Origin of the sequence: Streptomyces sp. NPDC001410, from assembly GCF_042895235.1 — a bacterium.
Lineage (GTDB): Bacteria > Actinomycetota > Actinomycetes > Streptomycetales > Streptomycetaceae > Streptomyces.
The window spans coordinates 139302-161273 of record NZ_JBIAWE010000023.1 but is presented as its reverse complement, the minus strand read 5'-3'; the positions used below and the strand labels follow the sequence as shown (position 1 = coordinate 161273).

The following is a 21972-nucleotide window of genomic DNA, read 5'->3' as shown; positions in this document are numbered from 1 at the left end:
GGAGCTTCGGCGACAGAAGGGGGACGGCGCGGTGAAGCGCTTCGAGCGGCTTGAGCAGATCCGTCGGATGGATCCGGTGGCGGACGCTCTGGAGATCTACCGGCTCAGCGTGGCGTTCGAATTCCCCTGGGACTACACGCGCGCCCTGGAGCTGGCCCTGTACCGCACCTACGCCGTGCCCAGCATCGGGCGGCTGCTGGCGCAGACTGCGGAGCTGACCGAGCGCACGCAGAAGCGTTACGACGACACCGCGCTGCTCCTCGACGCCGTCGTGGAGCACGGCTTCACCGCCGACGAGGGCCGTACCGCAATCCGCCGCATCAACCAGATGCACCGCAGCTACGACATCAGCGACGACGACATGCGCTACGTGCTCTCCACCTTCGTGGTGGTGCCCAGGCGCTGGATCGACACCTACGGCTGGCGTCGCCTGTCCCGGCACGAGGTCGTCGCCACCACCGAGTACTACCGCACCCTCGGCCGGCACATGGGCATCCCCGACATCCCCGAGACCTACGAGGGGTTCGAAGCGCTCCTCGACGCCTACGAAGAGGCGCACTTCGACTGGGACGCCCAGGCCCGGCGGGTCTCCGACGCCACACTCGACCTGATGGCGTCCTGGTACCCGCGCCCGCTGGCGCCGCTGCTGCGCACGGCCACCCTCGCTCTGCTCGACGAGCCGCTGCTGCGCGCCTTCCACTACGAGCCGCCGAGCCAGGCCACGTCCTCGCTCGTGCGCCGCGCGGTGCGTACGCGTGGCCGGTTGGTCCGGCTGCTTCCGCCGCGCCGCACACCGCACTTCGCACGGCAGAACTGGGAGATCAAGGGCTATCCGAACGGCTACCGGCTGGCCGACCTGGGCACCCGTCCGGTCCCGGGGGCGGGCGGCTGCCCGGTACGCCACCTGGACACCTCAGCGGCCGACGGCCTCGAGTGAGGCGAGGGTCTCGCGCAGCCAGGTGAGTTCGGCGCGGCTCGTGGCGCGCGCGATTTTGAGCACCCCGCGCCGGAACGGGTCGTCCAGTTCCTCGGCGGCCAGCGGCCGGTCGCCCTCGTAGAAGAAGCTCGCCGGTTCCTCGAGAAAGGCCAACCGGCGCCGTAGCACGGCCGCCTGGGCCGCCGGGTCGTCCAGGTGGCGCAGGAACGCGAGCAGCGTGAACCAGTGGTTCTCGTCGGTGATCTCGCGCTGCCCGGGGTCGGCGAGACGGCGCCGCAGCTCCTGCCTGCCCTCCTCGGTGAGCGTCAGCACGTGACGCGGCGCGGCCACGGCACCGGGCTCGGTGGCCCGCGCCAGCAGGCCTGCCTTCTCCAGCCGTTTGATCGCCGGGTACAGCGTGCTCTCGGCGACGGGCCGCACGTGCCCGGTGAGCGCGGCGATGTGCCTGCGCAGGACGTAGCCGTGCAGCGGGGCGTCGTACAGGAAACCGAGGATGGCGAGTTCCAGCATGCCCGCATTCTCTCGTATGCCCGCTGTACAGCGAGACCTCGATATTCTGCTTCCGCAATACATCGATGTCGAGGTATCTTGTGCGCGTCATCGCAGGCATCAGGGAGGGGCACCGTGAAGCAGGCCGAATTCGACAGCAAGGGAAGCCGGATCCGGTGGACGGAGGTGCCCGGTGAGGGGCCCGCGCGCGTGTACCTGCACGGACTCGGATCGGTTTCCTCCGTGTACCACGCGCACATCGCGGCCCGCCCCGAACTCACGGGCAGGCGCAGCCTGTTCGTGGACCTTCCCGGGCACGGCATCAGCGACCGGCCCGAGCACTTCGGCTACACGCTGGAGGAGAACGCCGACGCCGTGGCTGCCGCACTGGACCAGGCCGGCGTCACCGGTGCCGAGCTGATCGCGCACAGCATGGGTGGGGCCGTCGCCATCGTCCTCGCCCACCGGCGGCCCGACCTCGTCTCCCGGCTGGTCCTGACGGAGGCCAATCTGGACGCCTTCCCGCCGCAGACGGCGGCGAGCAGCGGCATCGCCGCCTACGGGGAGGACGAGTTCGTCGAGGAGCAGTACGCGCGCGTGCTGGAGGCGGTGGGCCCGCTGTGGGCGGCCACGATGCGGCTGGCCGATCCGCGTGCAGTGCACCGCAGTGCGGTCGGTCTGCGGCACGGCTCGGACCCCGTGATGCGCACCCTGCTGGAAGGCCTGGCGATCGACCGCGTCTACCTTCAGGGCGAGCGCAGCGGCGAACTCCCGGGCAGGGAGGACCTGGAAGCCGCCGGGGTCCGCGTGGTGACGGTGCCCGGCGCCGGGCACAACGTCATGTTCGACAATCCCGACGCCTTCGTGGCCGCCGTGGCGGGGCGGAACTGATCCGCCCCGGCCGTCAGGCCTCGGGCACCGCCAGGGCGAGGAAACGGGCGTCCTCGTCGACGTACGACGTCATGCGCCATCCCGAGCGGGCCAGGAGAGGGCCGAGATTTACCTCGGCCCGCAGGTCGTCGGGGGTGATCCGCCGCCCCTGACGCGCCGCCAGGGCCGCCCGGCCGATGGGATGGAACAGTGCGAGCACGCCGCCCGGCCGCACCACGCGGACCAGCTCCCGCAGGTTCTCGGAGGGCTTGGGCAGGTGTGCGATCAGGCCCGCCGCGAACACGGCGTCCATCGAACCCGACCGCAGCGGCAGGGCGGCCACGTCCGCGAGCAGCAGCCGCCCGACCTGGTGTCGCCCGGCCCGCACGGCGGCCTGGAGCATCGCCGGAGTCAGATCGACCCCGGCCACCACTCCGGACGGCCCCACGGCGGCACGCAAGGGCGCAAGGGCGCGTCCGGTGCCGCAACCGGCGTCGAGCACGCGGTCACCCTGGCGCAGGCCGAGGTTCGCGACGGCGGCCGTGTAGGCGGGACCGTCGTCGGGGAACCTGCTGTCCCAGTCGGCGGCGCGGGCGGTGAAGAACTCCTGGACGTGTGTGTGGTCGTCGCTCATGCTCCGCATGATCCCTCACCGACACGGGGGACGTACCTGCGCGCATGTTCGAGCTGGACGCGATCGTTCCATCGCCTGACTGTGTCATATTCCAACACCTTTCGAAATGCGCCCCCTTCGTGCGCCCCTGCCCCGACTAGCGTCCCGGGGCCATGGGACACCTGGACCACGCCGCCTTCGGCTGGCTGACCCCCGCGCTGTCGTACGTGATGGCCTGCATAGGCGCCGCACTGGGACTGCGCTGCACCGTGCGCGCGCTCGCCACCACCGGCCGGTCGCGCCGCAACTGGCTCGTCACCGCCGCCTCCGCGATCGGGACGGGCATCTGGACCATGCACTTCGTGGCCATGCTCGGCTTCCGCGTCAGCGGCACCGACATCCGGTACGACGTGCCGCTGACCATCCTGAGCCTCGTCGTCGCCATGGTCGTCGTCTGTGCCGGCGTCTTCGCCGTCGGATACAGCAAGGACCGCAACCGGGCGCTCCTCCTGGGAGGGCTCACCACCGGGCTGGGCGTCGCGAGCATGCACTACCTGGGCATGGCCGCGGTACGGCTGCACGGTCAAGTGCACTACGACCCCGTCCTCGTCGGACTCTCGGTCCTGATCGCCGTCGTGGCGGCGACCGCGGCCCTGTGGGCGGGGCTCAACATCAAGTCACCCCTCGCGGTCACCCTCGCCTCCCTCGTCATGGGGGCGGCCGTCAGCAGCATGCACTACACCGGGATGTTCGCGGTGAGTGTGCGCGTCACCCCCTCCGGCGAGGTTCTGCCCGGGGCCACGGCGATGCAGTTCATCTTCCCCCTCGCCGTCGGCCTCGGGTCCTATCTGTTCCTCACCTCGGCCTTCGTCGCCCTCTCGCCCACGGCCGACGAGCGCGAGGCGTCCGCCTCGGCCCAGCGGCCCGTCCAGAGCGTCGCCCGCTAGCGGGAGCCCGGCCCCGGAGCCCCGACCCACGTCCCGAGCGAGGAGGCCATGCGCCCACCCCGTAACACCCCCAGAGTCGGCACCCCTGCGCAGTCCACGCCCCCGCCCCGCGGCCGACGCGCGCACGCCGGACCACCGGCCGACGAGGTGCCGGGCGGGCCCCTCGACACGCTGCCGGAGTACGCGCCCCCGCGCGCGGGCCGTTGGCGCATGCGCGCCCGCACGGTGCGTGCCAAGGTGGTCTGCCTGCTGATGGTGCCCGTCATCTCCCTGCTCGCCCTGTGGGCGTACGCCACCGTCAGCACCGTCCAGGACGTCGCCCGGCTGCGGCAGTCCCAGCGGGTCGACGCCGAACTGCGCACCCCCGTGGCCGCAGCCGTCGCCGCACTGCAGACCGAGCGGGCCGCGGCCGTGCGCTATGCCGCCGACCCGGGCGCGGGACGCGGCGACGACCTCGAAGGCCTCGCCGCCCGGACCGATCGCGCGGTGGCCAAACTGCGGCTCGGCCACGGCCACACCGTCGCCGACAGCCAGGAACTGCCCGCCGGAGTCGGCGGACGCCTGGAGGACTTCGTCGCCGGCGCCGAGCACCTGCGCGCGCTGCGGACCGCCGTACTCGACCACAAGGCCGGCTGGAGCCAGGTGTACGCGCAGTACACGAGCACCATCGGTACGGCCTTCACGGTGGACGGCGCTCTCACCGGTGTCCAGCAGGCCGACGTCGGCTCCGACGCGCGCGTGCTGCTCGAATTCTCCCGCGCCGCCGAGGCGCTGGCCCAGGAGGACGCGATCCTCGGCAGCGCGCGCCCGGCCGCCGGCCTGCAGGGCGAACGGCTGCGGCTGTTCGGCGCGGCCGTCGCCACGCGCCGCACCCTCTCCGAGGCGGCCGTGGCCGACCTGCCCGGCACCCAGCGCGCAGCCTGGCGCGAGCTGGCCGGCAGCAGCGCCTATACCGGCCTCACCGCCACGGAAGACAAGATCATCGCCTCCGGCGCCGGTGCCAAGGCGGTGGACACAGCACCGGCGAGCGCCTGGAACACCGCCCACGCGCGCGTGCAGGACGCGATGCGGACCATCGCGACGGACACCGGCCGCGCCGTCGCGGGCCGCGCCGACCCGTTCACGCGCGGCTTCCTGAGCCCCGCCGGCGCCGCGGTGCTCTTCGGCCTCGCCGCCGTCGTCGCCTCGCTCGTCATCTCCGTCCGCATCGGGCGGGCCCTCGTGGTCGAGCTGGTAAGCCTGCGCAACGACGCTCTGGAGATCGCCCGCCGCAAACTCCCCGCGGCGATGCGGAAACTGCGCACCGGCGAGGAGATCGACATCCAGGCCGAGGCGCCCGCCGGACCACCCGCCGAGGACGAGACCGGCCAGGTCGCCGAGGCCCTGACCACCGTGCACCGCGCCGCCCTGCACGCAGCGGTCGAACGCGCCGAACTCGCCAGCGGCATCTCCGGAGTCTTCGTCAACCTGGCCCGCCGCAGCCAGGTGCTCGTCCACCGCCAGCTCAGCCTCCTCGACAGCATGGAGCGGCGCTCCGACGACCCCGACGAGCTGAGCGACCTCTTCCGCCTCGACCACCTCACCACCCGGATGCGGCGCCACGCCGAGAGCCTGATCATTCTCTCCGGAGCCGCACCCGGCCGGGCCTGGCGCATGCCGGTGTCCCTCACCAACGTCGTACGCGCCGCCGTCTCCGAGATCGAGGACTACGCGCGCGTGGAGGTGCGCCAGCTCCCCGAGGCGTCCGTCATCGGCGCGGCGGTCGCCGACGTCACCCACCTGCTCGCCGAACTCGTCGAGAACGCCGCCCAGTTCTCGCCGCCCCACACGCGCGTGCGCGTCACCGGAGAACCCGTCGGCAACGGCTACGCCCTCGAAGTCGAGGACCGCGGCCTCGGCATGGGCGCCGACACCCTCGCGGAGGCCAACCGGCGGATCGAACAGTCCGAGGCCCTGGACCTGTTCGACAGCGACCGCCTCGGACTGTTCGTGGTCAGCAGGCTGGCCGCCCGGCACGGCATCAAGGTGCACCTGCGCACCTCCCCCTACGGAGGCACCACCGCGGTCGTCCTGGTGCCAACCGCCCTGCTGCACACCCGCGCCGCCGAACGCCCCGCCCAGGAGGAGGCACCGGCACGGCCGGAACAGCCGCGCGAGTACGTGCCCGTGCCCGACGCGCCCCCGCCGCCCTCCGAGGTCACCGCGCAGACCGACCGGCCCGCCCTCGCAGCCAGTGCCCCGGCCCCCTCGACCCCCGCGCACGAACCCCCGCCCCCCGGAGTCACCACCTTGAGGCTGCACCGCCCTCCGAACGACTCCGAATCCTCCGACAACCTTCCACGCCGCGTGCGCCAGGCGAGCCTCGCGCCCCAACTCCGCCATCAGCGCTCCGAAGAGACGGCGCCGGAACCCGACCCGCGCGGCGACGACCGGCGCACCCCCGAACTCGTACGGGACCGCATGGCGGCCTACCGCGCGGGCTGGGCCCGCGGCGGCGGCAGGCAACCCGGCCGCGGCGCGGCCCCGGCACCCGAAACGGGCAGTGACAGCACTGAAGGAGACCCGGCATGATCCAGGACCCGAGCATGAGTACCGCCCAGCGATCCGGTGAACTGGACTGGCTGCTGGACGACCTGGTGATGCGGGTGAGGGAAGTACGGCACGCCGTCGTGCTGTCCAACGACGGCCTGGCCGTCGGCGCCTCCACCGCCCTCGCGCGGGAGGACGCGGAGCATCTCGCGGCCGTGGCCTCCGGCTTCAACAGCCTTGCCAAGGGCGCGGGACGACATTTCGGGGCGGGCGGCGTGCGCCAGACCATGGTGGAGATGGACGACGCCTTCCTTTTCGTGGCCGCGGCCGGCGAAGGCTCCTGCCTCGCGGTGCTCACCGCCGTCACCGCCGACATCGGCCTGGTCGCCTACGAGATGGCACGACTGGTCAAGCGCGTGGGCGAGCATCTCTACACAGCGCCCCGCGTCGCCGCCCGGCCGCCTGCCGCGGGATGAGCCGGAGGGCGGCACATGACCGAGAACCCGAGCGACGGCCTGCGCGAGCAGGGCAGCCAGTGGTACGACGGCGAGGCCGGGCCCCTCGTCCGCCCCTACGCCATGACCGGCGGACGCACCCAACCCGGCCCCACCGGGGTGCGCTTCGACCTGATCGCCCTCGTCACCCTCGACCCCGCCGCACCCGCGGTGGACGAGGACACCTTGCTCGGCCCCGAACACCGCGCCCTGGTCGACCTGTGCCGCACCGAGACACAGTCCGTCGCCGAACTCGCGGCCGACGCGGATCTCCCGGTGGGCGTGGTCAGGGTGCTTCTCGGTGACCTCCTGGAACTGGGCTGCGTCACCGTCAGCCGCCCGGTACCCCCGGCCCAGCTGCCGGACGAACGCATTCTCCGTGAGGTCATCGAGGGGCTGCGGGCGCTGTAGATGAACGTTCAGAATCCGACGGGCGCCTCCCGGCATCCCGTTCCGTGCGCGTTCCGGAACCGACCGGGCGCGAAACGGTCACATCAGGCGTGTTCCGGTCCGATCCCCCGGAGGGATGCCGGAGTTGTCATGATGCTGACTTCCCGTCCCGAGCAGTCCGACCCCGACCACAGCCGGCCCTCCCGAGAGAAGTGATCATGGTCTCCGAGCACTCCGACGCCGCCGGCGACATGTCCGCCCTGGCACTGAAGATACTGGTCGCCGGCGGCTTCGGCGTCGGCAAGACGACCCTCGTCGGGGCCGTCAGCGAGATCCGCCCGCTGCGCACCGAGGAACTGCTCAGCGAAGCCGGTCAGCTCGTGGACGACACCGACGGCGTGGACCAGAAGGTCACCACGACCGTCGCCATGGACTTCGGGCGCATCACCATCCGCTCCGGCCTCTCCCTGTACCTCTTCGGCACACCCGGCCAGGACCGCTTCTGGTTCCTGTGGGACGAACTGGCGCAGGGGGCCCTCGGTGCCGTGGTCCTCGCCGACACCCGCCGTCTGGAGGACTGCTTCCCGGCCGTCGACTACTTCGAGCACCGGCGCATCCCGTTCGTGGTGGCTGTCAACTGCTTCCCCGGAGCACGCAGCTACGGCGCCCACGACGTCTCCCGGGCCCTCGACCTGGACCGGGGCACACCCGTGGTCCTGTGCGACGCGCGCGACCGGGACTCCGGCAAGGAGGTGCTGATCCGCCTCGTCGAGTACGCCGGGCGGATGCACACCGCCCGACTCCTCGACTCGGTGAGCTGAACGTCAGCCGGTCAGATCCTTCAGCGCCACCACCTTTTCCACGGCGACCCGGACCAGCAGCTCGCCCGGGACGCCGTTGCGGGCGCCGAACTCGTCCGCGCGCTCCTCGCCCATGTACCGAGCGGCGATGCGGGTGGCCCAAAGGCGCAACTCGTCCAGCTCCTCCGACAGTCGGGCGCGCCCGTGCAGCACGACGAAGTGGAACGGCGGCCGGTCGTCGTCCACGCACAGGGCGATCCGTCCGTCACGGGCGAGATTGCGCCCTTTCACGGTTTCCTTACCGGTGTTGAAGACCACGTCGTCCCCGTCCAGTACGAACCAGACCGGGGCCACATGTGGGCTCCCATCGGCGCTGACGGTGGACAACTTGCCGGTTCGGGTGCCGTACGAGACGAACGCCCGCCATTCCTCATCGGTCATCTTCTGTGCCATACGCCCATCCTGCTTGCCCGCAGGCCGGTCGTGGGGAAGGCTGGCGGACAGTTCCTCCAGCCAGGGGGAGACGTCACACGGGGAGACGGAACATGGCGCAGAACCAGGGACTCGGCTGGCTCCTGGACGATCTGACCGGGCGGGTGGACCATGTGCGGCACGCGCTGGTCCTGTCCAACGACGGCCTGGTCACGGGAGCGAGCACCGGCCTTCGCCGCGAGGACGCCGAGCATCTGGCCGCGGTCGCGTCCGGGCTGCACAGCCTCGCGAAGGGATCGGGGCGCCACTTCGGCGCGGGCAGGGTGCGGCAGACGATGATCGAGTACGACGACGCCGTGCTGTTCGTGACCGCCGCCGGCACCGGCAGCTGCCTGTGCGTGCTCAGCGGTGCGGAGGCCGACATCGGCCAGATCGCCTACGAGATGACCCTGCTCGTCAACCGGGTCGGCGAACATCTCGGCGTGGATGCCCGGCAGCCCGATCGCGCTCCGCTGTCAGATCTCTGACCTGCGTCTTTGTCTCGCGCCGTGGAGTTATCCACAGGCTCGCCACGATGTGCGCCGATCCGGCTACGGTGTGTGCACGGCGAACGCGCAGGGCGTGAGCCATCGACTCCACGGGGGAGTACGACCATGTCGGGAAGCACCTTCGTCCCCGCCCGCACCGTCACCTGCACCCCGAGCCGCGCGGCTCGGGAACTGGGGCTCAAGCGCCGCGAGTTCGACCTCGCCGTCCATCTCGGCCGCATCCGGACCGTGCCCGACGAGGGCGGAGGCGGGGGCCGCCGGGTCGAACGGACCGAGATCGACCGGCTGCGCACCCAGGACGGCTTCCCCGACATGCTCCGTGAGCGCTTGCGCGTCGTGGGTACGGCGGAGGGTGCTGCGCTCATGGAGATCCCCGCGGGCAGGTTCACCAGGCTCGCCCGACTGGGTCTGCTGGTGCCGGTCCGTTTCTACCTGAACCGTTACCGAGCCGTGGTCTGGCTCTATCGGGCAGAGGAACTACGGCAGTTCACGGCCGGTGCGGAGAACGCACACCTGCTCAGGGGGCGTACGCCCGAGAGCCTCAGGAGCCAGCTGGCGGCCGGGGTCGACCTTCGGGCCCGCAACTGGCGGGGACGGCAACTCGGATTTCTGACAAGGCAGTCCGAGGCCTCCTGGGCGCGTGCCGGGGTAGTGGCCGCCTTCCTCCCGCCCATCGACGTCGCGGATGTGGTCAAGGACCCCTACGAGCGCGCCCAGCTGAACCGCTTCCGGCCCGCTCCGTTCGACCACGGAGCGCCGGGATCACCGTCCGCGCATCTTGCCGAGCAGCTGATGACGGCGCAGGACCCGGACGAGATCGGCTGGCTGCGCAGCGACCTGGCGCACGCGGTGGAGGAGGCACGCGCCCACGCACCGGCCCCGCGCCCGGCCGCACGGCACACCACCGTGCCCACGCCACGATCGGCCCCGCCGACCACACCCGGGGTCCACGACACCCGGCCTAAGACACCGCGACCGACCCGCGGACTGCGGGCGTGGCTCCGCAGCAGAAACCCCCGGCCCGCCGGGCTCTGAGCCCCGCGCTACAGGGCCCGGAACAGACCCTCCTGGACGACCGACACGAGCAGCCGCCCCTGCAGGTCGTAGATGCGCCCGCGGGCCAGACCGCGCCCGCCGGTGGCGATCGGGGACTCCTGGTCGTACAGGAACCACTCGTCCGCGCGGAACGGCCGGTGGAACCACATGGCGTGGTCCAGCGAGGCCATGTCGAAGTTCCGCCCGGCCCACAGGGGTTCGACCGGGATGCGGACCGCGTCCAGGAGGGTCATGTCGCTGGCGTAGGTCAGCGCGCACGTGTGCACCAGCGGGTCGTCACCGAGCGGACCGACCGCGCGCATCCACACGGCGCTGCGTGGCTCGCTCCCCTCGATCTCCTCGGCGTGCCAGCGCAGCCGGTCGACGTAACGGATGTCGAAGGGCTGGCGGCGCGCCATCCGTTCCAGCTGCTCCGGCAGCGCGCCCAGATGCTTGCGGATCTCCTCGGTCACCGTCGGCAGGGACTCCGGGTCCGGCACCTCACGGGCCGGCGGCAGTTGGTGCTCGAACGGTCCTTCCTCAGGCTTGTGAAAGGAGGCGGTCAGATTGAAGATCGTGCGGCCCTGCTGCACGGCCGTGACCCGGCGTGTCGTGAACGACCGGCCGTCGCGGACCCGTTCCACCTGGTACACGATGGGCACGCCCGGCCGGCCCGGGCGCAGGAAGTACGCGTGCAGCGAGTGCACCGGGCGTTCGCCGTCCGTGGTGCGCCCGGCGGCGACCAGTGCCTGGCCCGCCACCTGGCCGCCGAAGACCCGCTGCAGGGACTCTTGCGGGCTTCGGCCACGGAAGATGTTGACCTCGATCTGCTCCAGGTCGAGCAGGTCGACCAGTCTCTCGGCCGGGTTCGTCATCGGTGGGGTTCTCCTGTGGTCAGAGCTGGCCGACATCGGTGACGCGCACGACGGCACGGCCCTCGGCGTCGGAGGCCGCCAGGTCGATCTCCGCACTGATGCCCCAGTCGTGGTCGCCGTTCGGGTCGTCGAGGATCTGGCGGACGCGCCAGAGACCGTTCTCCGGCTCCTCCTTGATGACCAGCAGCTTGGGGCCGCGTGCGTCGGGGCCGGTGCCGAGGTCCTCGTACTCGTCCCAGTACTTGTCCATCGCCTCGCCCCACGCCTCCGCGTCCCAGCCGGCCTCGGCGTCCATCTCGCCCAGGTCCTCGACCTGGTCGAGGGCGGCCAGCTCCACGCGGCGGAACATGGCGTTGCGGACCAGGACCCGGAAGGCGCGGGCATTGGCCGTGACCGGCTTGACCTCGTCGGCCTTCTCCTGGGCCTCCTCGGCGGTCATCTCCTCCGGGTTGGCGAGCTGCTCCCACTCGTCGAGCAGGCTGGAGTCCACCTGGCGCACCATCTCGCCGAGCCACTCGATCAGGTCCTGGAGATCCTCGGACTTCAGGTCGTCCGGGATGGTGTGGTCGAGGGTCTTGTAGGCGCTGGCGAGGTAGCGCAGCACGATGCCCTCGGTGCGGGCCAGCTCGTAGAAGGACACCAGCTCGGTGAAGGACAGCGCCCGTTCGTACATGTCCCGGATGACGGACTTGGGCGACAGCGGGTGGTCGCCGACCCACGGGTGGCTCTTGCGGTAGGTGTTGTACGCGTGGAAGAGCAGCTCTTCCAGGGGCTTCGGGTACGAGATGTCCTGGAGGCGCTCCATGCGCTCCTCGTACTCGACACCATCGGCCTTCATCGCGGCCACGGCCTCGCCGCGCGCCTTGTTCTGCTGGGCGGCGAGGATCTGCCGCGGGTCGTCCAGCGTGGACTCGACCACGGACACCATGTCGAGGGCGTAGGACGGCGAGTCGGGGTCGAGCAGTTCGAAAGCGGCGAGCGCGAACGTGGACAGCGGCTGGTTGAGGGCGAAGTCCTGCTGGAGGTCGACCGTGAGCCGCACGATGCGGCCCTCGGCGTCCGGCTTGTCGAGCTTCTCCACGATCCCGCCGTCCAGCAGCGAGCGGTAGATCGCGATCGCCCGCCGGATGTGCCGCAGTTGCTGCCTGCGCGGCTCGTGGTTGTCCTCCAGGAGGTGGCGCATCGCCTCGAAGGCGTTGCCGGGACGGGCGATCACCGACAGCAGCATCGTGTGGGTCACCCGGAACCGCGAGGTGAGCGGCTCGGGTTCGGACGCGATCAGCTTCTCGAAGGTGTTCTCCGTCCAGCCGACGAAGCCCTCCGGTGCCTTTTTGCGCACCACCTTGCGGCGCTTCTTCGGATCGTCGCCGGCCTTGGCGAGGGCCTTCTCGTTCTCGATGACGTGCTCGGGTGCCTGCGCCACGACCAGTCCCGCCGTGTCGAAACCGGCCCGGCCGGCCCGGCCCGCGATCTGGTGGAACTCTCGGGCCCGCAGCGTGCGCACCCGGCTGCCGTCGTACTTGGTCAGCGCGGTGAACAGCACCGTCCGGATGGGCACGTTGACACCCACGCCGAGCGTGTCCGTGCCGCAGATGACCTTGAGCAGACCGGCCTGGGCGAGCTTCTCCACCAGACGCCGGTACTTGGGCAGCATGCCGGCGTGGTGGACGCCGATGCCGTGCCGGACGTAACGGGAGAGGTTGCGGCCGAACTTGGTGGTGAAGCGGAAGTTGCCGATCAGCTCGGCGATCTGGTCCTTCTCCTCGCGCGAGCACATGTTGATGCTCATCAGCGCCTGCGCCCGCTCCACGGCCTGCGCCTGGGTGAAGTGGACGATGTACACGGGGGCCTGCTTGCTCTCCAGCAGATCGGTGAGCGTCTCGGTGAGCGGGGTGAGCTGGTACTCGTAGGAAAGGGGCACCGGGCGGGTGGCCGAGCGGACCACAGCGGTGGGGCGGCCGGTGCGGCGGGCGAGGTCCTTCTCGAAGAACGACACATCGCCCAAAGTGGCCGACATCAGGATGAACTGTGCCTGTGGGAGTTCCAGCAGTGGGATCTGCCAGGCCCAGCCGCGGTCGCCCTCCGCGTAGAAGTGGAACTCGTCCATCACGACCTGGCCGACGTCCGCGTTCTTGCCGTCGCGCAGCGCGATCGACGCCAGCACCTCGGCGGTGCAGCAGATCACGGGCGCGTCGGCGTTCACGGAGGCGTCGCCGGTGAGCATGCCGACGTTCTCGGTGCCGAAGAGCTTGCACAGCTCGAAGAACTTCTCCGACACCAGCGCCTTGATCGGAGCCGTGTAGAAGGTGACCTCGTCCCGGGCCAGCGCGGCGAAGTGCGCGCCCGCCGCGATCATGCTCTTGCCCGAGCCGGTGGGCGTCGAGACGATCACGTTCGCCCCGGAGACCGCCTCGATCAGCGCCTCCTCCTGGTGGGGGTAGAGCGTGAGACCGCGCTCCTGCGCCCACGACTCGAAGGCTTCGTACAGGGCGTCGGGGTCGGCGGTCGGCGGCAGCTGATCGATGAGGGTCACGCACCCATCTTGCCTGGCCTTCTCCCCGAGAGGGGAATCGGCTGCGAGTGCGAAGATCATGGCCGCTACGCTGTGTCGCCGACGGCGCGTCAGTGCACCGGGTCAACTGGACAGCGGCACACGAGGAATGGGGCGGGAAGCGGCCATGATGGGACCAGCACACTCACTGTCGGGGGCCGCGGCCTGGCTCGGCGTAGGAGCGGCGGCCGCCGCGGCCGGGCACCCGATGCCCTGGCCGGTCCTGCTCGTCGGTGCGCTGATCTGTGCCGGTGCGGCGCTCGCCCCGGACCTCGACCACAAGGCCGCCACCATCTCGCGGGCTTTCGGGCCGGTCTCGCGATGGCTCTGCGAGATCGTGGACAAGCTGTCGTACGCCGTCTACAAGTCGACCAGGAAGAAGGGCGACGCGCGGCGCTCGGGCGGCCACCGCACGCTCACGCACACCTGGCTGTGGGCGGTCCTCATCGGCGCCGGCAGCTCCGCGGTGGCGATCGCCGGTGGCCGGTGGGCGGTGCTGGCCATCCTCTTCGTGCACATGGTCCTGGCGATCGAAGGTCTGCTGTGGCGGGCGGCCCGGGGCTCCAGCAGCGATGTCCTGGTCTGGCTGCTCGCGGCGACGAGCGCCTGGATCCTCGCGGGGATCCTGGACCAGCCGGGCAACGGCTCCGACTGGCTGTTCACCGCGCCGGGGCAGGAGTACCTGTGGCTGGGGCTGCCGATCGTGCTGGGTGCGCTGGTGCACGACATCGGGGACGCGCTGACGGTGTCCGGCTGCCCGATCCTGTGGCCTATTCCGGTGGGCCGCAAGCGCTGGTACCCGCTGGGGCCGCCGAAGGCGATGCGGTTCCGGGCCGGCAGCTGGGTCGAGCTGAAGGTGCTGATGCCGGTGTTCATGCTGCTCGGGGGAGTGGGCTGCGCCGCTGCCCTCAACGTGATCTGACGCTCGCGGCCGCGTCAGCCCGCCTCGCCCGGCTCCGCCCCGCCGTACCGGCGCTCGAACCGGGCGATACGGCCCTCGGTGTCCACCGTGCGGGCCTTGCCCGTGTAGAAGGGGTGGCTCTCGGAGGAGATCTCCACGTCGATCACCGGGTAGGTCTCGCCGTCGTCCCACTCGATGGTCTGCTCGCTGCTCGCCGTGGACCGGGTGAGGAAGGCGTAGCCGGCGGTGCGGTCGCGGAAGACCACGGCGTGGTACTCGGGGTGCTTGTCCTGCTGCATGGCGGCTCCTCGCGCGGGGCGGTCGGCCAGAGGGCGTCCTGGTCAGCCGGAGAGGGAGTCCTCGTCGACGATGTGCATCGCTGCCTCCTCGGCGGAGGCGGCGGCTCCGTCGATGCCGACGTCGGTGGCGATGAGGGCGCTCTCCTCGTCCTCGTGGGCGCCTTCGTCGGGGGCGACCAGGCGGCCGGAGCGGCGCGCACCGACCTCGTTGTCGAGGAGTTCACCGTCGGCCTCGCAGTCGCCGATGCCGTCGCTGTCGGGTGCGGCCGTGTCCGGCAGTTCCTCGGCGAGCCGCTGGTCCAGCGTCTCCCCGGACAAGCGTTCGCTCGCCGTCACTCCGCTGTGCTCCACCGCCCACGGCCGCTCCGGAGGGGACCAGCCGCGGTCCAGCGGGTCGTCGACGCCGTCGAAGTCCAGTGTGTCCTCGACGTCGAGCACGCCCGAGTCGTCCCGGATCTCCGAGGCATCGGGCTGGTAGACGTCGTCCCCCCATCCGTCGGCGCTGTCCACGGGTACCTCCAGGTGGTGAGGACGGCCTCGTGCCCCGGCGAGGGGCAGGGCGCCGCCGGCACGCTCGGCACGGGTTTCACGCGGCCGGAACGTAAGGGGTCCCAGCCGTTCCCCGAACCGGTGCCGCTATCCAGCCTTCCACCCCTGATCGGCACTGCGCAACGGCACGGGCGGAGGTCTGCGGCCGCGCACCCCCGCCAGGCCCCTTCTCTCCGCTTCTTCCCGGGGTCACCCACCCACCCCCGTCCGGCCCACACGATCACTGTCCGTGACACCGTGTGTGCGGTCACCGTCCGTGTCGCCACGAATGCGGCGACACGATCCTCGGCTCCTGACCGCGAGCGCTCAGCCGTGCCACGACCGCCACAGCGCCGCGTACGCCCCGTCCGCCGCGACCAGCTCCTCGTGGCTGCCCAGTTCGCTGATGCGGCCGTTCTCCACGACGGCGATCACATCGGCGTCGTGGGCGGTGTGCAGGCGGTGGGCGATGGCGACCACCGTGCGGCCGTCGAGGACGCCGGCCAGGGAGCGTTCCAGGTGTCGGGCCGCGCGGGGGTCGAGCAGCGAGGTCGCCTCGTCCAGGACCAGGGTGTGCGGGTCGGCCAGCACCAGCCGGGCCAGCGCGATCTGCTGGGCCTGCGCCGGGGTGAGCGCCAGTCCGCCGGAGCCGACCTCGGTGTCCAGCCCGTCGTCCAGCGCCCGCGCCCAGCCGTCCGCGTCGACCGCGCCCAGCGCCGCCCACAGCTCGGCGTCGTGGCTGGCGATGGGGGTCCCCCCGCTCGAGCGAAGTCGAGAGTGGGGGAGGGCCAGCAGGAGGTTGTCGCGCAGAGAGCCGACGAAGACGTGGTGCTCCTGGTTGACCAGGGCGACGTGCGAGCGGACGCGTTCGGCCGGCATCCGGGACAGTTCCGCGCCACCGAGGGTGATGCGGCCGTCCCGGGGCGCGTAGATGCCGGCGAGCAGCCTGCCCAGCGTGGACTTGCCCGCACCGGAGGGTCCGACCAGGGCCAGCCGGGTGCCCGGGGCGACCTGCAGGGAGACCTTGCGCAGCACGTCGACGCCCTCGCGGTAGCCGAAGTGCACACGGTCGGCTTGCACGTCCCGTCCACCGGGGGCCAGCGAGGCGTCCCCGGCGTCCGGCTCGATGTCCCTGACACCGACCAGCCGGGCGAGCGACACCTGGGCCACCTGCACCTCGTCGTACCAGCGCAGGATCAGGTTCACCGGGTCGACGAGCATCTGCGCGATGAGCGCGCCCGTCGTCAGCTGGCCCACCCCGATCCAGCCCTGCAGCACGAACGCACCGCCGACCATGAGCACCGAGCCGAGAACGATGACGTGGACGGCGTTGATCACCGGGAAGAGCACGGACCGCAGCCAGAGGGTGTACCGCTCCCAGGCGGTCCACTCCTTGATCCGCCGCTCCGACAGGGCGATGCGCCTCTCGCCCAGGCGGTGCGCCTCGATGGTGTGGCCTGCGTCCACGGTCTCGGCGAGCGCGGCGGCGACGGCGGCGTAGCCGGCGGACTCGGAGCGGTAGCCGGAGGGCGCCCGCTTGAAGTACCAGCGGCACCCCGCGAACAGCACCGGTACCGCGAGCAGTACGGCGGCCGCCAGCGGCGGGGCCGTCACGACGAGCCCGCCGAGCAGCAGCAGCGCCCACACGACACCGATCGCCAGCTGCGGTACGGCCTCCCGCATGGCGTTGGCGAGGCGGTCGATGTCGGTGGTGATGCGGGAGAGCAGGTCACCCGTGCCCGCCCGCTCCAGCACGCCCGGCGGCAGCCCCACCGAGCGGACGAGGAAGTCCTCGCGCAGGTCGGCCAGCATCCGTTCGCCGAGCACCGCACCGCGCAGCCGCACCTGCCGGACGAACAGGGCCTGCACGAGGAGGGCGCACACGAACAGCGCTGCGGTCAGGCCCAGATGAAGTTCCCGTGCTCCGTCCGACACGCGCTCGACGAGGTCGCCGAGCAGGTACGGGCCCACCATGGAGGCGACGACGGCCACGGTGTTGACGGCGATCAGGAGCAGGAAGGCCCGGCGGTGCCGGCGGAACAGCTCGGACACGTACGCGCGCACGGTCGAGGCCGCGCCGACGGGCAGGGTGGTGGCGGTCGTCGGGGCCGCCGGGTCGTACGCCGGTGGCGCAACGCCGATCATGCGCTCTCCTCGATCTCTTCCAGCTCGTCGAAGGCACCCAGGAGGGTGCCCCCGTCGACCAGGGCCGTATCCGCGTCGGCCGCGGCCAACTCCTCGTCGGTCTCGCGCGTCACCACGGCTCGGTACCGCGGTTCGGTGTCGATCAGTTCGCGGTGCAGGCCGACCGCGACCACCTCGTCCTGGTGGACGAGGGTGACCCGGTCCGCGCGGTCCAGCAGCAGCGGCGAGGAGGTGAACACCACCGTCGTCCGGCCCGAGCGCAGCCGTCGCAGCCCGTCCCCGATCCGGGCCTCGGTGTGCGAGTCGACCGCGGAGGTCGGCTCGTCAAGGACCAGCACCTCGGGGTCGGTGATCAGGGACCGGGCCAGCGCGAGCCGCTGCCGCTGGCCGCCCGACAGGGAGCGGCCGCGCTCGGTGATGCGGGCGTCCATCGGGTCGGCGGCGTCCAGCGACCCCTGGACCAGCGCGTCCAGGACGTCCTCGCACTGCGCCGCCGCCAGCGCGTCCTCGGCGCGTACCGCACCGGAGGAGGGCACGTCGAGCAGTTCGCGCAGCGAGCCGGACAGCAGCACCGGGTCCTTGTCCTGGACGAGGACGGCGGTGCGGGCGCTGTCGAGCGGGAGGTCGTCGAGCGGCACCCCGCCGAGCAGCACTGCCGGGCCGGGCTCGGCGGGGTGGCCGCCCAGCCGCTCCGCGAGTCGGCCGGCCGCGTCCGGGTCGCCGCACACCACCGCGGTGAACCGGCCGGAGGCCGCGAGCAGACCGGTGGCCGGGTCGTACAGGTCGCCGCCCGGCACCGCGGCCGCGCGGGAGCCGTCGGCGTCCGTGGACCGCTCCAGCGAGAGCACGCGCGCTGCCCGTTTGGCCGAGGGCCGTGAGAAGGAGTACGCCATGGCGATCTCCTCGAAGTGCCGCAGCGGGTAGTTGAGGACCATGACCGCGCTGTAGACGGTGACGAGTTCGCCGACCGTGATCCGGTCCTGGCGGGCCAGGTGGATGCCGTGCCAGACGACCACGACCAGCAGCAGTCCGGGCAGCAACACCTGGATGGCGGAGATCAGCGACCACATCCGGGCGCTGCGCACGGCCGCGTGCCGTACCTCCTGCGAGGCGCGGCGGTAGCGGTCGAGGAACAGTTCCTCGCCGCCGATCCCGCGCAGGACGCGCAGCCCGGCGACGGTGTCCGAGGCCAGTTCGGTGGCCCTGCCGGCCTTCTCGCGCTGGATGTCGGCGCGACGGGTGGCCCTGGGAAGCAGTGGCAGCACGGCGAGCGCGACGATCGGCAGGCCCACGGCGACGACCACACCGAGGGCGGGTTGGTAGACGACCAGACCCACACAGACCGCGACGACGGTCAGTGCGGCGGCGGTGAAGCGGGAGACGGCCTCGACGAACCAGCCGATCTTCTCCACGTCGCCGGTGGAGACGGCCACCACCTCGCCGGCGGCGACCCGCCGGGTCAGCGCGGAGCCGAGCTGGGCCGCCTTGCGGGCCAGCAACTGCTGGACCCGGGCGGCGGCGGTGATCCAGTTGGTGACGGCGGTCCGGTGCAGGAAGGTGTCGCCGACGGCGACGGCCGTGCCGCACAGCAGCATCAGAACACCCGTCAGGGCGAGCCGGGTGCCTGAGTGGTCGATGACGGCCTCGACGGCGAGACCGACGCAGAAGGGCAGGGCGGAGACGGCGACGAAGTGCAGCAGGCCCCAGGCGAGCGACTTGAGCTGGCCGCCCATCTGGTTGCGCCAGAGCCACCACAGGAGGCGAGGACCCGAACGTGCGTCCGGCACGCCGGGGTCGGAATACGGAAGGTCTTGAATCTGCATGACGTCCCAGTGGCTCGTGTCAGGGAGGACGGGAGGCGGGAACAAACCGTGAAAGGGTCGCGTCGCAGAGTGATGAATTTCAACCGGTTTTCCCCGGCGGCCCGCGAAATCCACCGGGTTCCGGCCAGGTGCCGTCGCCCCGAGCGGCCCACGTCCGGGAGCCCGGTGGTCCGGTGCGGCGCATGCCCGGAGGGTCGCTCGACCGGCCGATACGTGATGTCATCATGGTCGCGTGCGGATAGACGGTGTGCGGCGAGTGACCATGGCGGTGGCGGCTTTCGGAACCCTCCTCGCGGCCCTGTCCGCGTGCGGGGCGGAGGGACGCGGCCACGCCGACCCGGAACCCGGCGGCCAGGCCCGGCAGTCGGGCACGGCCGGCCGTGACCCGCGCAGCATCCCGGGCGTCGGCGCCGGCCTCCAGCGGCGGATTCCGGCCGACTCCCGGCAGGTGGTGGCCGTCTACGGCGAGGGCAAGGACTCGGCGGACTCCACGGTCGTGCTCTACGCCAAGCGAGGCGAGGCGTGGCAGCGGATCCGCAGTTGGTCGGCACACAACGGCAAGAAGGGCTGGACCACCGACCATCACTCCGGTGACCGGCGCAGCCCCGTCGGCGTGTTCACCCTCACCGACGCCGGTGGCGTGCTCGAGGATCCGGGTGCCGAACTGCCCTACACGCAGGACGCTTCCTTCACCGCCCCGCGCTGGTGGGCCAAGTCGCACTGGCACGACTTCGACTACGTCATCGCCATCGACTACAACCGGGTCAAGGGCACCCCGCCGAACGATCCGACGCGCCCCCAGGGCGAGGAGAAGGGCGGGAGCATCTGGCTGCACATGGACCACGGCAGCGGTACGTCGGGCTGCGTCAGCATGTCCAAGTCGGCCATGCAGTACCTGCTGCGCACGCTCGACCCGGATCAGCATCCCGTGGTGGTCATGGGGGACAAGGCTGACCTGATGAGCTAGTACGGATGGCGGGACGCCTCATTGCGGGGCGGCCCCGACTCCCCGTAGAACACCGGCCATGAGAAGACGGATAGTCATGTCCATGCTCGCCGGAGCGACCCTCCTGGCGGGCACGTTCTTCGGCACCGGGGTCACTGCCGCGCAAGCCGCACCCCAGGCCGCCACCGACGCTCCGGCCGAGTTCGGCACCGACTGGCACGACCCGGTGACCGCCGCCCCGCCCGTCGACCGTCCGCACACCAAGTCCTGCCAGGTCACCCTGGCCGAGGCCCAGTTCCGTGACTTCACCCCCTACCGGGGCGCCTACACACCGCCCCAGGGCTGCGGCGACCGCTGGAGCAAGGTCGTCCTGCGCCTCGACGGCAAGGTGAAGGGACGTCAGTACGACCGCCTCGGCTATCTGCACGTCGGCGGGGTCGAGATCCTGCGCACCTCGACACCCGAGCCGTCACCGGACGGCATCGAGTGGCATGTGGAGAAGGACGTCACCCGTTACAGCGACACCTTCCGCGGCCCGCAGGACGTCGAGATGCTCATCGGAAACGTCGTGGACGACACCTACACCGGCGTCATCGACGTCAAGGTGACGCTCACCTTCTACGCGGGCCGCGCCGAGACGCCCGCGCCCGACCGTGTCCTCACCCTGGCCGACACGCCCGACGGCACGACCCTCACCACCCCGCGCAACAGCGAGCGCATCGTCGCCGAGGTGTACGCCACCGGATCCGGCGGCGGCTGCGAGGAGTTCTGGTACCTGACCGTGGCCGACCCGGCGTCGTACTCCTGCAAGGCGGATCACGGGCCGTACCGCGAGGTGCAGATCAAGGTCGACGGGCAACTCGCCGGCATCGCCGCGCCGTTCCCGAACGTGTGGACCGGTGGCTGGTCCAACCCCTTTCTCTGGTACGTCATCCCGGGTCCGCGTGCCTTCGACGTCAGGCCCGTCGAGTACGACCTGACACCCGTCGCCGGACTCCTGAACGACGGCCGCCCGCACCGAGTCGAGGTCTCCGTCGTCGGTGTGCCTGCGGGGCAGTCCGGCTGGAGCACCCCCGTGAACGTCCTGGTCTGGCAGGATGCCCACCGCGCCCACGTCACCGGTGCCGTCACCACGGACCGGGCGAGCGACATCGCCAACTCCTCGACCTACACACCCGGTTCGGAGAACCACGTCGACACCGAGGCCGCACACCGGCTCACCGTCTCCGGATACCTGAACACCTCGCACGGCCGCGTGACCACCACCGTTACTCGCACGCTCGCGAACACCTCCGCTCACCGCTGGACCGACGGCGAGAACACGGACGGGCTCGACGCGACCTGGACGGACGACGAGACGGTGAACGTGCGCGGGCAGGGGCCCGCGCGAACGACGCACACGCACCGGACGTACACCATGAACGGCGCCACGACCGTGGGCGCGAACGACCGGCTGCGCACCGTGCTGGACCTCGGCGACCGGGCGACGGTCGTGGAGCGGCAGGGCGGCCGGCGCACCGCGTGGTCGCGGCTCGACGACACCTACAGCGGCGACGCGGCGTACACGGTCAACGTCCCGCGCGACCAGCGCCATGCGGTCGGCACGTCGAGCGAGCGCTACCGCCTCACCGGCTCGGACGGCTGCTACGACCGTTCGCTGACCACGGTCCAAGGGGTGCTGACGGAGGACCGCAGCCGTTGCTGAGGGCGGCGGTGCGGGCTGCGTGCTGCGGCTGGTCAGCGGGCTGAGCCGGTGAAAGTTCGTGCGCTGCACCCGCGAGGAGCTGCTGCTCAAGGAGCCCGCCCCCGAGGCCGGCTGA

21 protein-coding genes are annotated in these 21972 nt (G+C 71.5%); 12 read left to right on the top strand and 9 right to left on the bottom strand.

All coding sequences use genetic code 11. The features are described from left to right. Positions 1–31: 31 nt before the first annotated feature. Positions 32–937: an oxygenase MpaB family protein gene (locus ACFY3C_RS38865; RefSeq protein ID WP_386581335.1), complete on the top strand. Its 906-nt coding sequence runs from the start codon at positions 32–34 to the stop codon at positions 935–937. On the opposite strand, the gene ACFY3C_RS38860 is transcribed toward ACFY3C_RS38865, so the two are convergent. Beyond that, a complete protein-coding gene (locus ACFY3C_RS38860; RefSeq protein ID WP_390774190.1) occupies positions 914–1447 on the bottom strand; it encodes a PadR family transcriptional regulator in 534 nt (177 codons plus the stop codon). The two genes, ACFY3C_RS38865 and ACFY3C_RS38860, sit on opposite strands and share 24 nt — an antisense overlap. A 114-nt stretch (positions 1448–1561) precedes the next feature. Between ACFY3C_RS38860 and ACFY3C_RS38855 the strand changes: the two genes are divergently transcribed. Next, complete coding sequence (locus ACFY3C_RS38855; protein ID WP_390774189.1) at positions 1562–2317, top strand: alpha/beta fold hydrolase; 756 nt, start codon at positions 1562–1564, stop codon at positions 2315–2317. A 13-nt stretch (positions 2318–2330) separates the two neighbouring features. On the opposite strand, the gene ACFY3C_RS38850 is transcribed toward ACFY3C_RS38855, so the two are convergent. Then, the gene (locus tag ACFY3C_RS38850) at positions 2331–2930 is read right to left on the bottom strand and encodes a class I SAM-dependent methyltransferase (protein WP_390774188.1); all 600 of its coding nucleotides are present in this window, start codon (positions 2928–2930) and stop codon (positions 2331–2333) included. Between the two features lie 152 nt (positions 2931–3082). On the opposite strand from ACFY3C_RS38850, the gene ACFY3C_RS38845 reads away from it, so the two are divergent. The 5 genes from ACFY3C_RS38845 to ACFY3C_RS38825 all read left to right on the top strand — a co-directional run bounded on the left by ACFY3C_RS38845 (position 3083) and on the right by ACFY3C_RS38825 (position 8090). Continuing rightward, entirely contained in the window at positions 3083–3856 is a 774-nt protein-coding gene (locus tag ACFY3C_RS38845) for an MHYT domain-containing protein (protein WP_386581342.1), read from the top strand. 48 nt (positions 3857–3904) lie between these two features. Next, entirely contained in the window at positions 3905–6427 is a 2523-nt protein-coding gene (locus ACFY3C_RS38840) for a nitrate- and nitrite sensing domain-containing protein (RefSeq protein ID WP_390774187.1), read from the top strand. Further along, positions 6424–6861, top strand: a complete 438-nt coding sequence (locus ACFY3C_RS38835) for a roadblock/LC7 domain-containing protein (RefSeq protein ID WP_386581346.1) — start codon at positions 6424–6426, stop codon at positions 6859–6861. Before ACFY3C_RS38840 ends, ACFY3C_RS38835 begins: the two co-directional genes overlap by 4 nt. Positions 6862–6876: 15 nt before the next feature. After that, positions 6877–7290, top strand: coding sequence for a DUF742 domain-containing protein (locus ACFY3C_RS38830; protein WP_386581348.1), 414 nt, complete (start codon positions 6877–6879; stop codon positions 7288–7290). A 197-nt stretch (positions 7291–7487) separates the two neighbouring features. After that, positions 7488–8090, top strand: a complete 603-nt coding sequence (locus ACFY3C_RS38825) for an ATP/GTP-binding protein (protein WP_386581350.1) — start codon at positions 7488–7490, stop codon at positions 8088–8090. A gap of 3 nt (positions 8091–8093) precedes the next feature. Here ACFY3C_RS38825 and ACFY3C_RS38820 read toward each other — a convergent pair whose 3' ends face one another. Further along, on the bottom strand, positions 8094–8522 hold the full coding sequence (locus ACFY3C_RS38820) for a PPOX class F420-dependent oxidoreductase (protein ID WP_386581351.1): 429 nt from the start codon (positions 8520–8522) through the stop codon (positions 8094–8096). Positions 8523–8614: 92 nt separating this feature from the next. On the opposite strand from ACFY3C_RS38820, the gene ACFY3C_RS38815 reads away from it, so the two are divergent. After that, positions 8615–9028: a roadblock/LC7 domain-containing protein gene (locus ACFY3C_RS38815; RefSeq protein ID WP_386581352.1), complete on the top strand. Its 414-nt coding sequence runs from the start codon at positions 8615–8617 to the stop codon at positions 9026–9028. Between the two features lie 126 nt (positions 9029–9154). Continuing rightward, a complete protein-coding gene (locus ACFY3C_RS38810; protein WP_390774186.1) occupies positions 9155–10084 on the top strand; it encodes a DUF6397 family protein in 930 nt (309 codons plus the stop codon). An 8-nt stretch (positions 10085–10092) separates the two neighbouring features. Here ACFY3C_RS38810 and ACFY3C_RS38805 read toward each other — a convergent pair whose 3' ends face one another. Beyond that, positions 10093–10959 (bottom strand): acyl-CoA thioesterase, encoded by an 867-nt coding sequence (locus ACFY3C_RS38805; protein ID WP_386581356.1) that lies wholly within the window; start codon positions 10957–10959, stop codon positions 10093–10095. Between the two features lie 19 nt (positions 10960–10978). Further along, entirely contained in the window at positions 10979–13492 is a 2514-nt protein-coding gene (locus ACFY3C_RS38800) for a DEAD/DEAH box helicase (protein WP_390774185.1), read from the bottom strand. A gap of 145 nt (positions 13493–13637) precedes the next feature. Here ACFY3C_RS38800 and ACFY3C_RS38795 point away from each other — a divergent pair, with 145 nt between their 5' ends. Beyond that, complete coding sequence (locus ACFY3C_RS38795; RefSeq protein WP_390774184.1) at positions 13638–14432, top strand: metal-dependent hydrolase; 795 nt, start codon at positions 13638–13640, stop codon at positions 14430–14432. Positions 14433–14446: 14 nt separating this feature from the next. Here the strand turns inward: ACFY3C_RS38795 and ACFY3C_RS38790 are convergent, their stop codons facing one another. The 4 genes from ACFY3C_RS38790 to ACFY3C_RS38775 all read right to left on the bottom strand — a co-directional run bounded on the left by ACFY3C_RS38790 (position 14447) and on the right by ACFY3C_RS38775 (position 19206). Further along, on the bottom strand, positions 14447–14710 hold the full coding sequence (locus ACFY3C_RS38790; protein ID WP_390774183.1) for a type B 50S ribosomal protein L31: 264 nt from the start codon (positions 14708–14710) through the stop codon (positions 14447–14449). Positions 14711–14752: 42 nt separating this feature from the next. After that, positions 14753–15220, bottom strand: coding sequence for a DUF5709 domain-containing protein (locus ACFY3C_RS38785; RefSeq protein ID WP_386581363.1), 468 nt, complete (start codon positions 15218–15220; stop codon positions 14753–14755). Positions 15221–15565: 345 nt separating this feature from the next. Next, positions 15566–17383 (bottom strand): ABC transporter ATP-binding protein, encoded by a 1818-nt coding sequence (locus ACFY3C_RS38780; protein WP_386581364.1) that lies wholly within the window; start codon positions 17381–17383, stop codon positions 15566–15568. Further along, positions 17380–19206, bottom strand: coding sequence for an ABC transporter transmembrane domain-containing protein (locus tag ACFY3C_RS38775; protein ID WP_390774182.1), 1827 nt, complete (start codon positions 19204–19206; stop codon positions 17380–17382). The genes ACFY3C_RS38780 and ACFY3C_RS38775 overlap by 4 nt, the downstream gene beginning before the upstream one ends. A 232-nt stretch (positions 19207–19438) precedes the next feature. Here ACFY3C_RS38775 and ACFY3C_RS38770 point away from each other — a divergent pair, with 232 nt between their 5' ends. Both ACFY3C_RS38770 and ACFY3C_RS38765 read left to right on the top strand, forming a co-directional pair. Beyond that, a complete protein-coding gene (locus tag ACFY3C_RS38770; RefSeq protein ID WP_390774181.1) occupies positions 19439–20173 on the top strand; it encodes a L,D-transpeptidase family protein in 735 nt (244 codons plus the stop codon). 58 nt (positions 20174–20231) lie between these two features. Beyond that, complete coding sequence (locus tag ACFY3C_RS38765) at positions 20232–21857, top strand: peptide-N4-asparagine amidase (protein WP_390774180.1); 1626 nt, start codon at positions 20232–20234, stop codon at positions 21855–21857. Positions 21858–21972 lie beyond the last annotated feature (115 nt).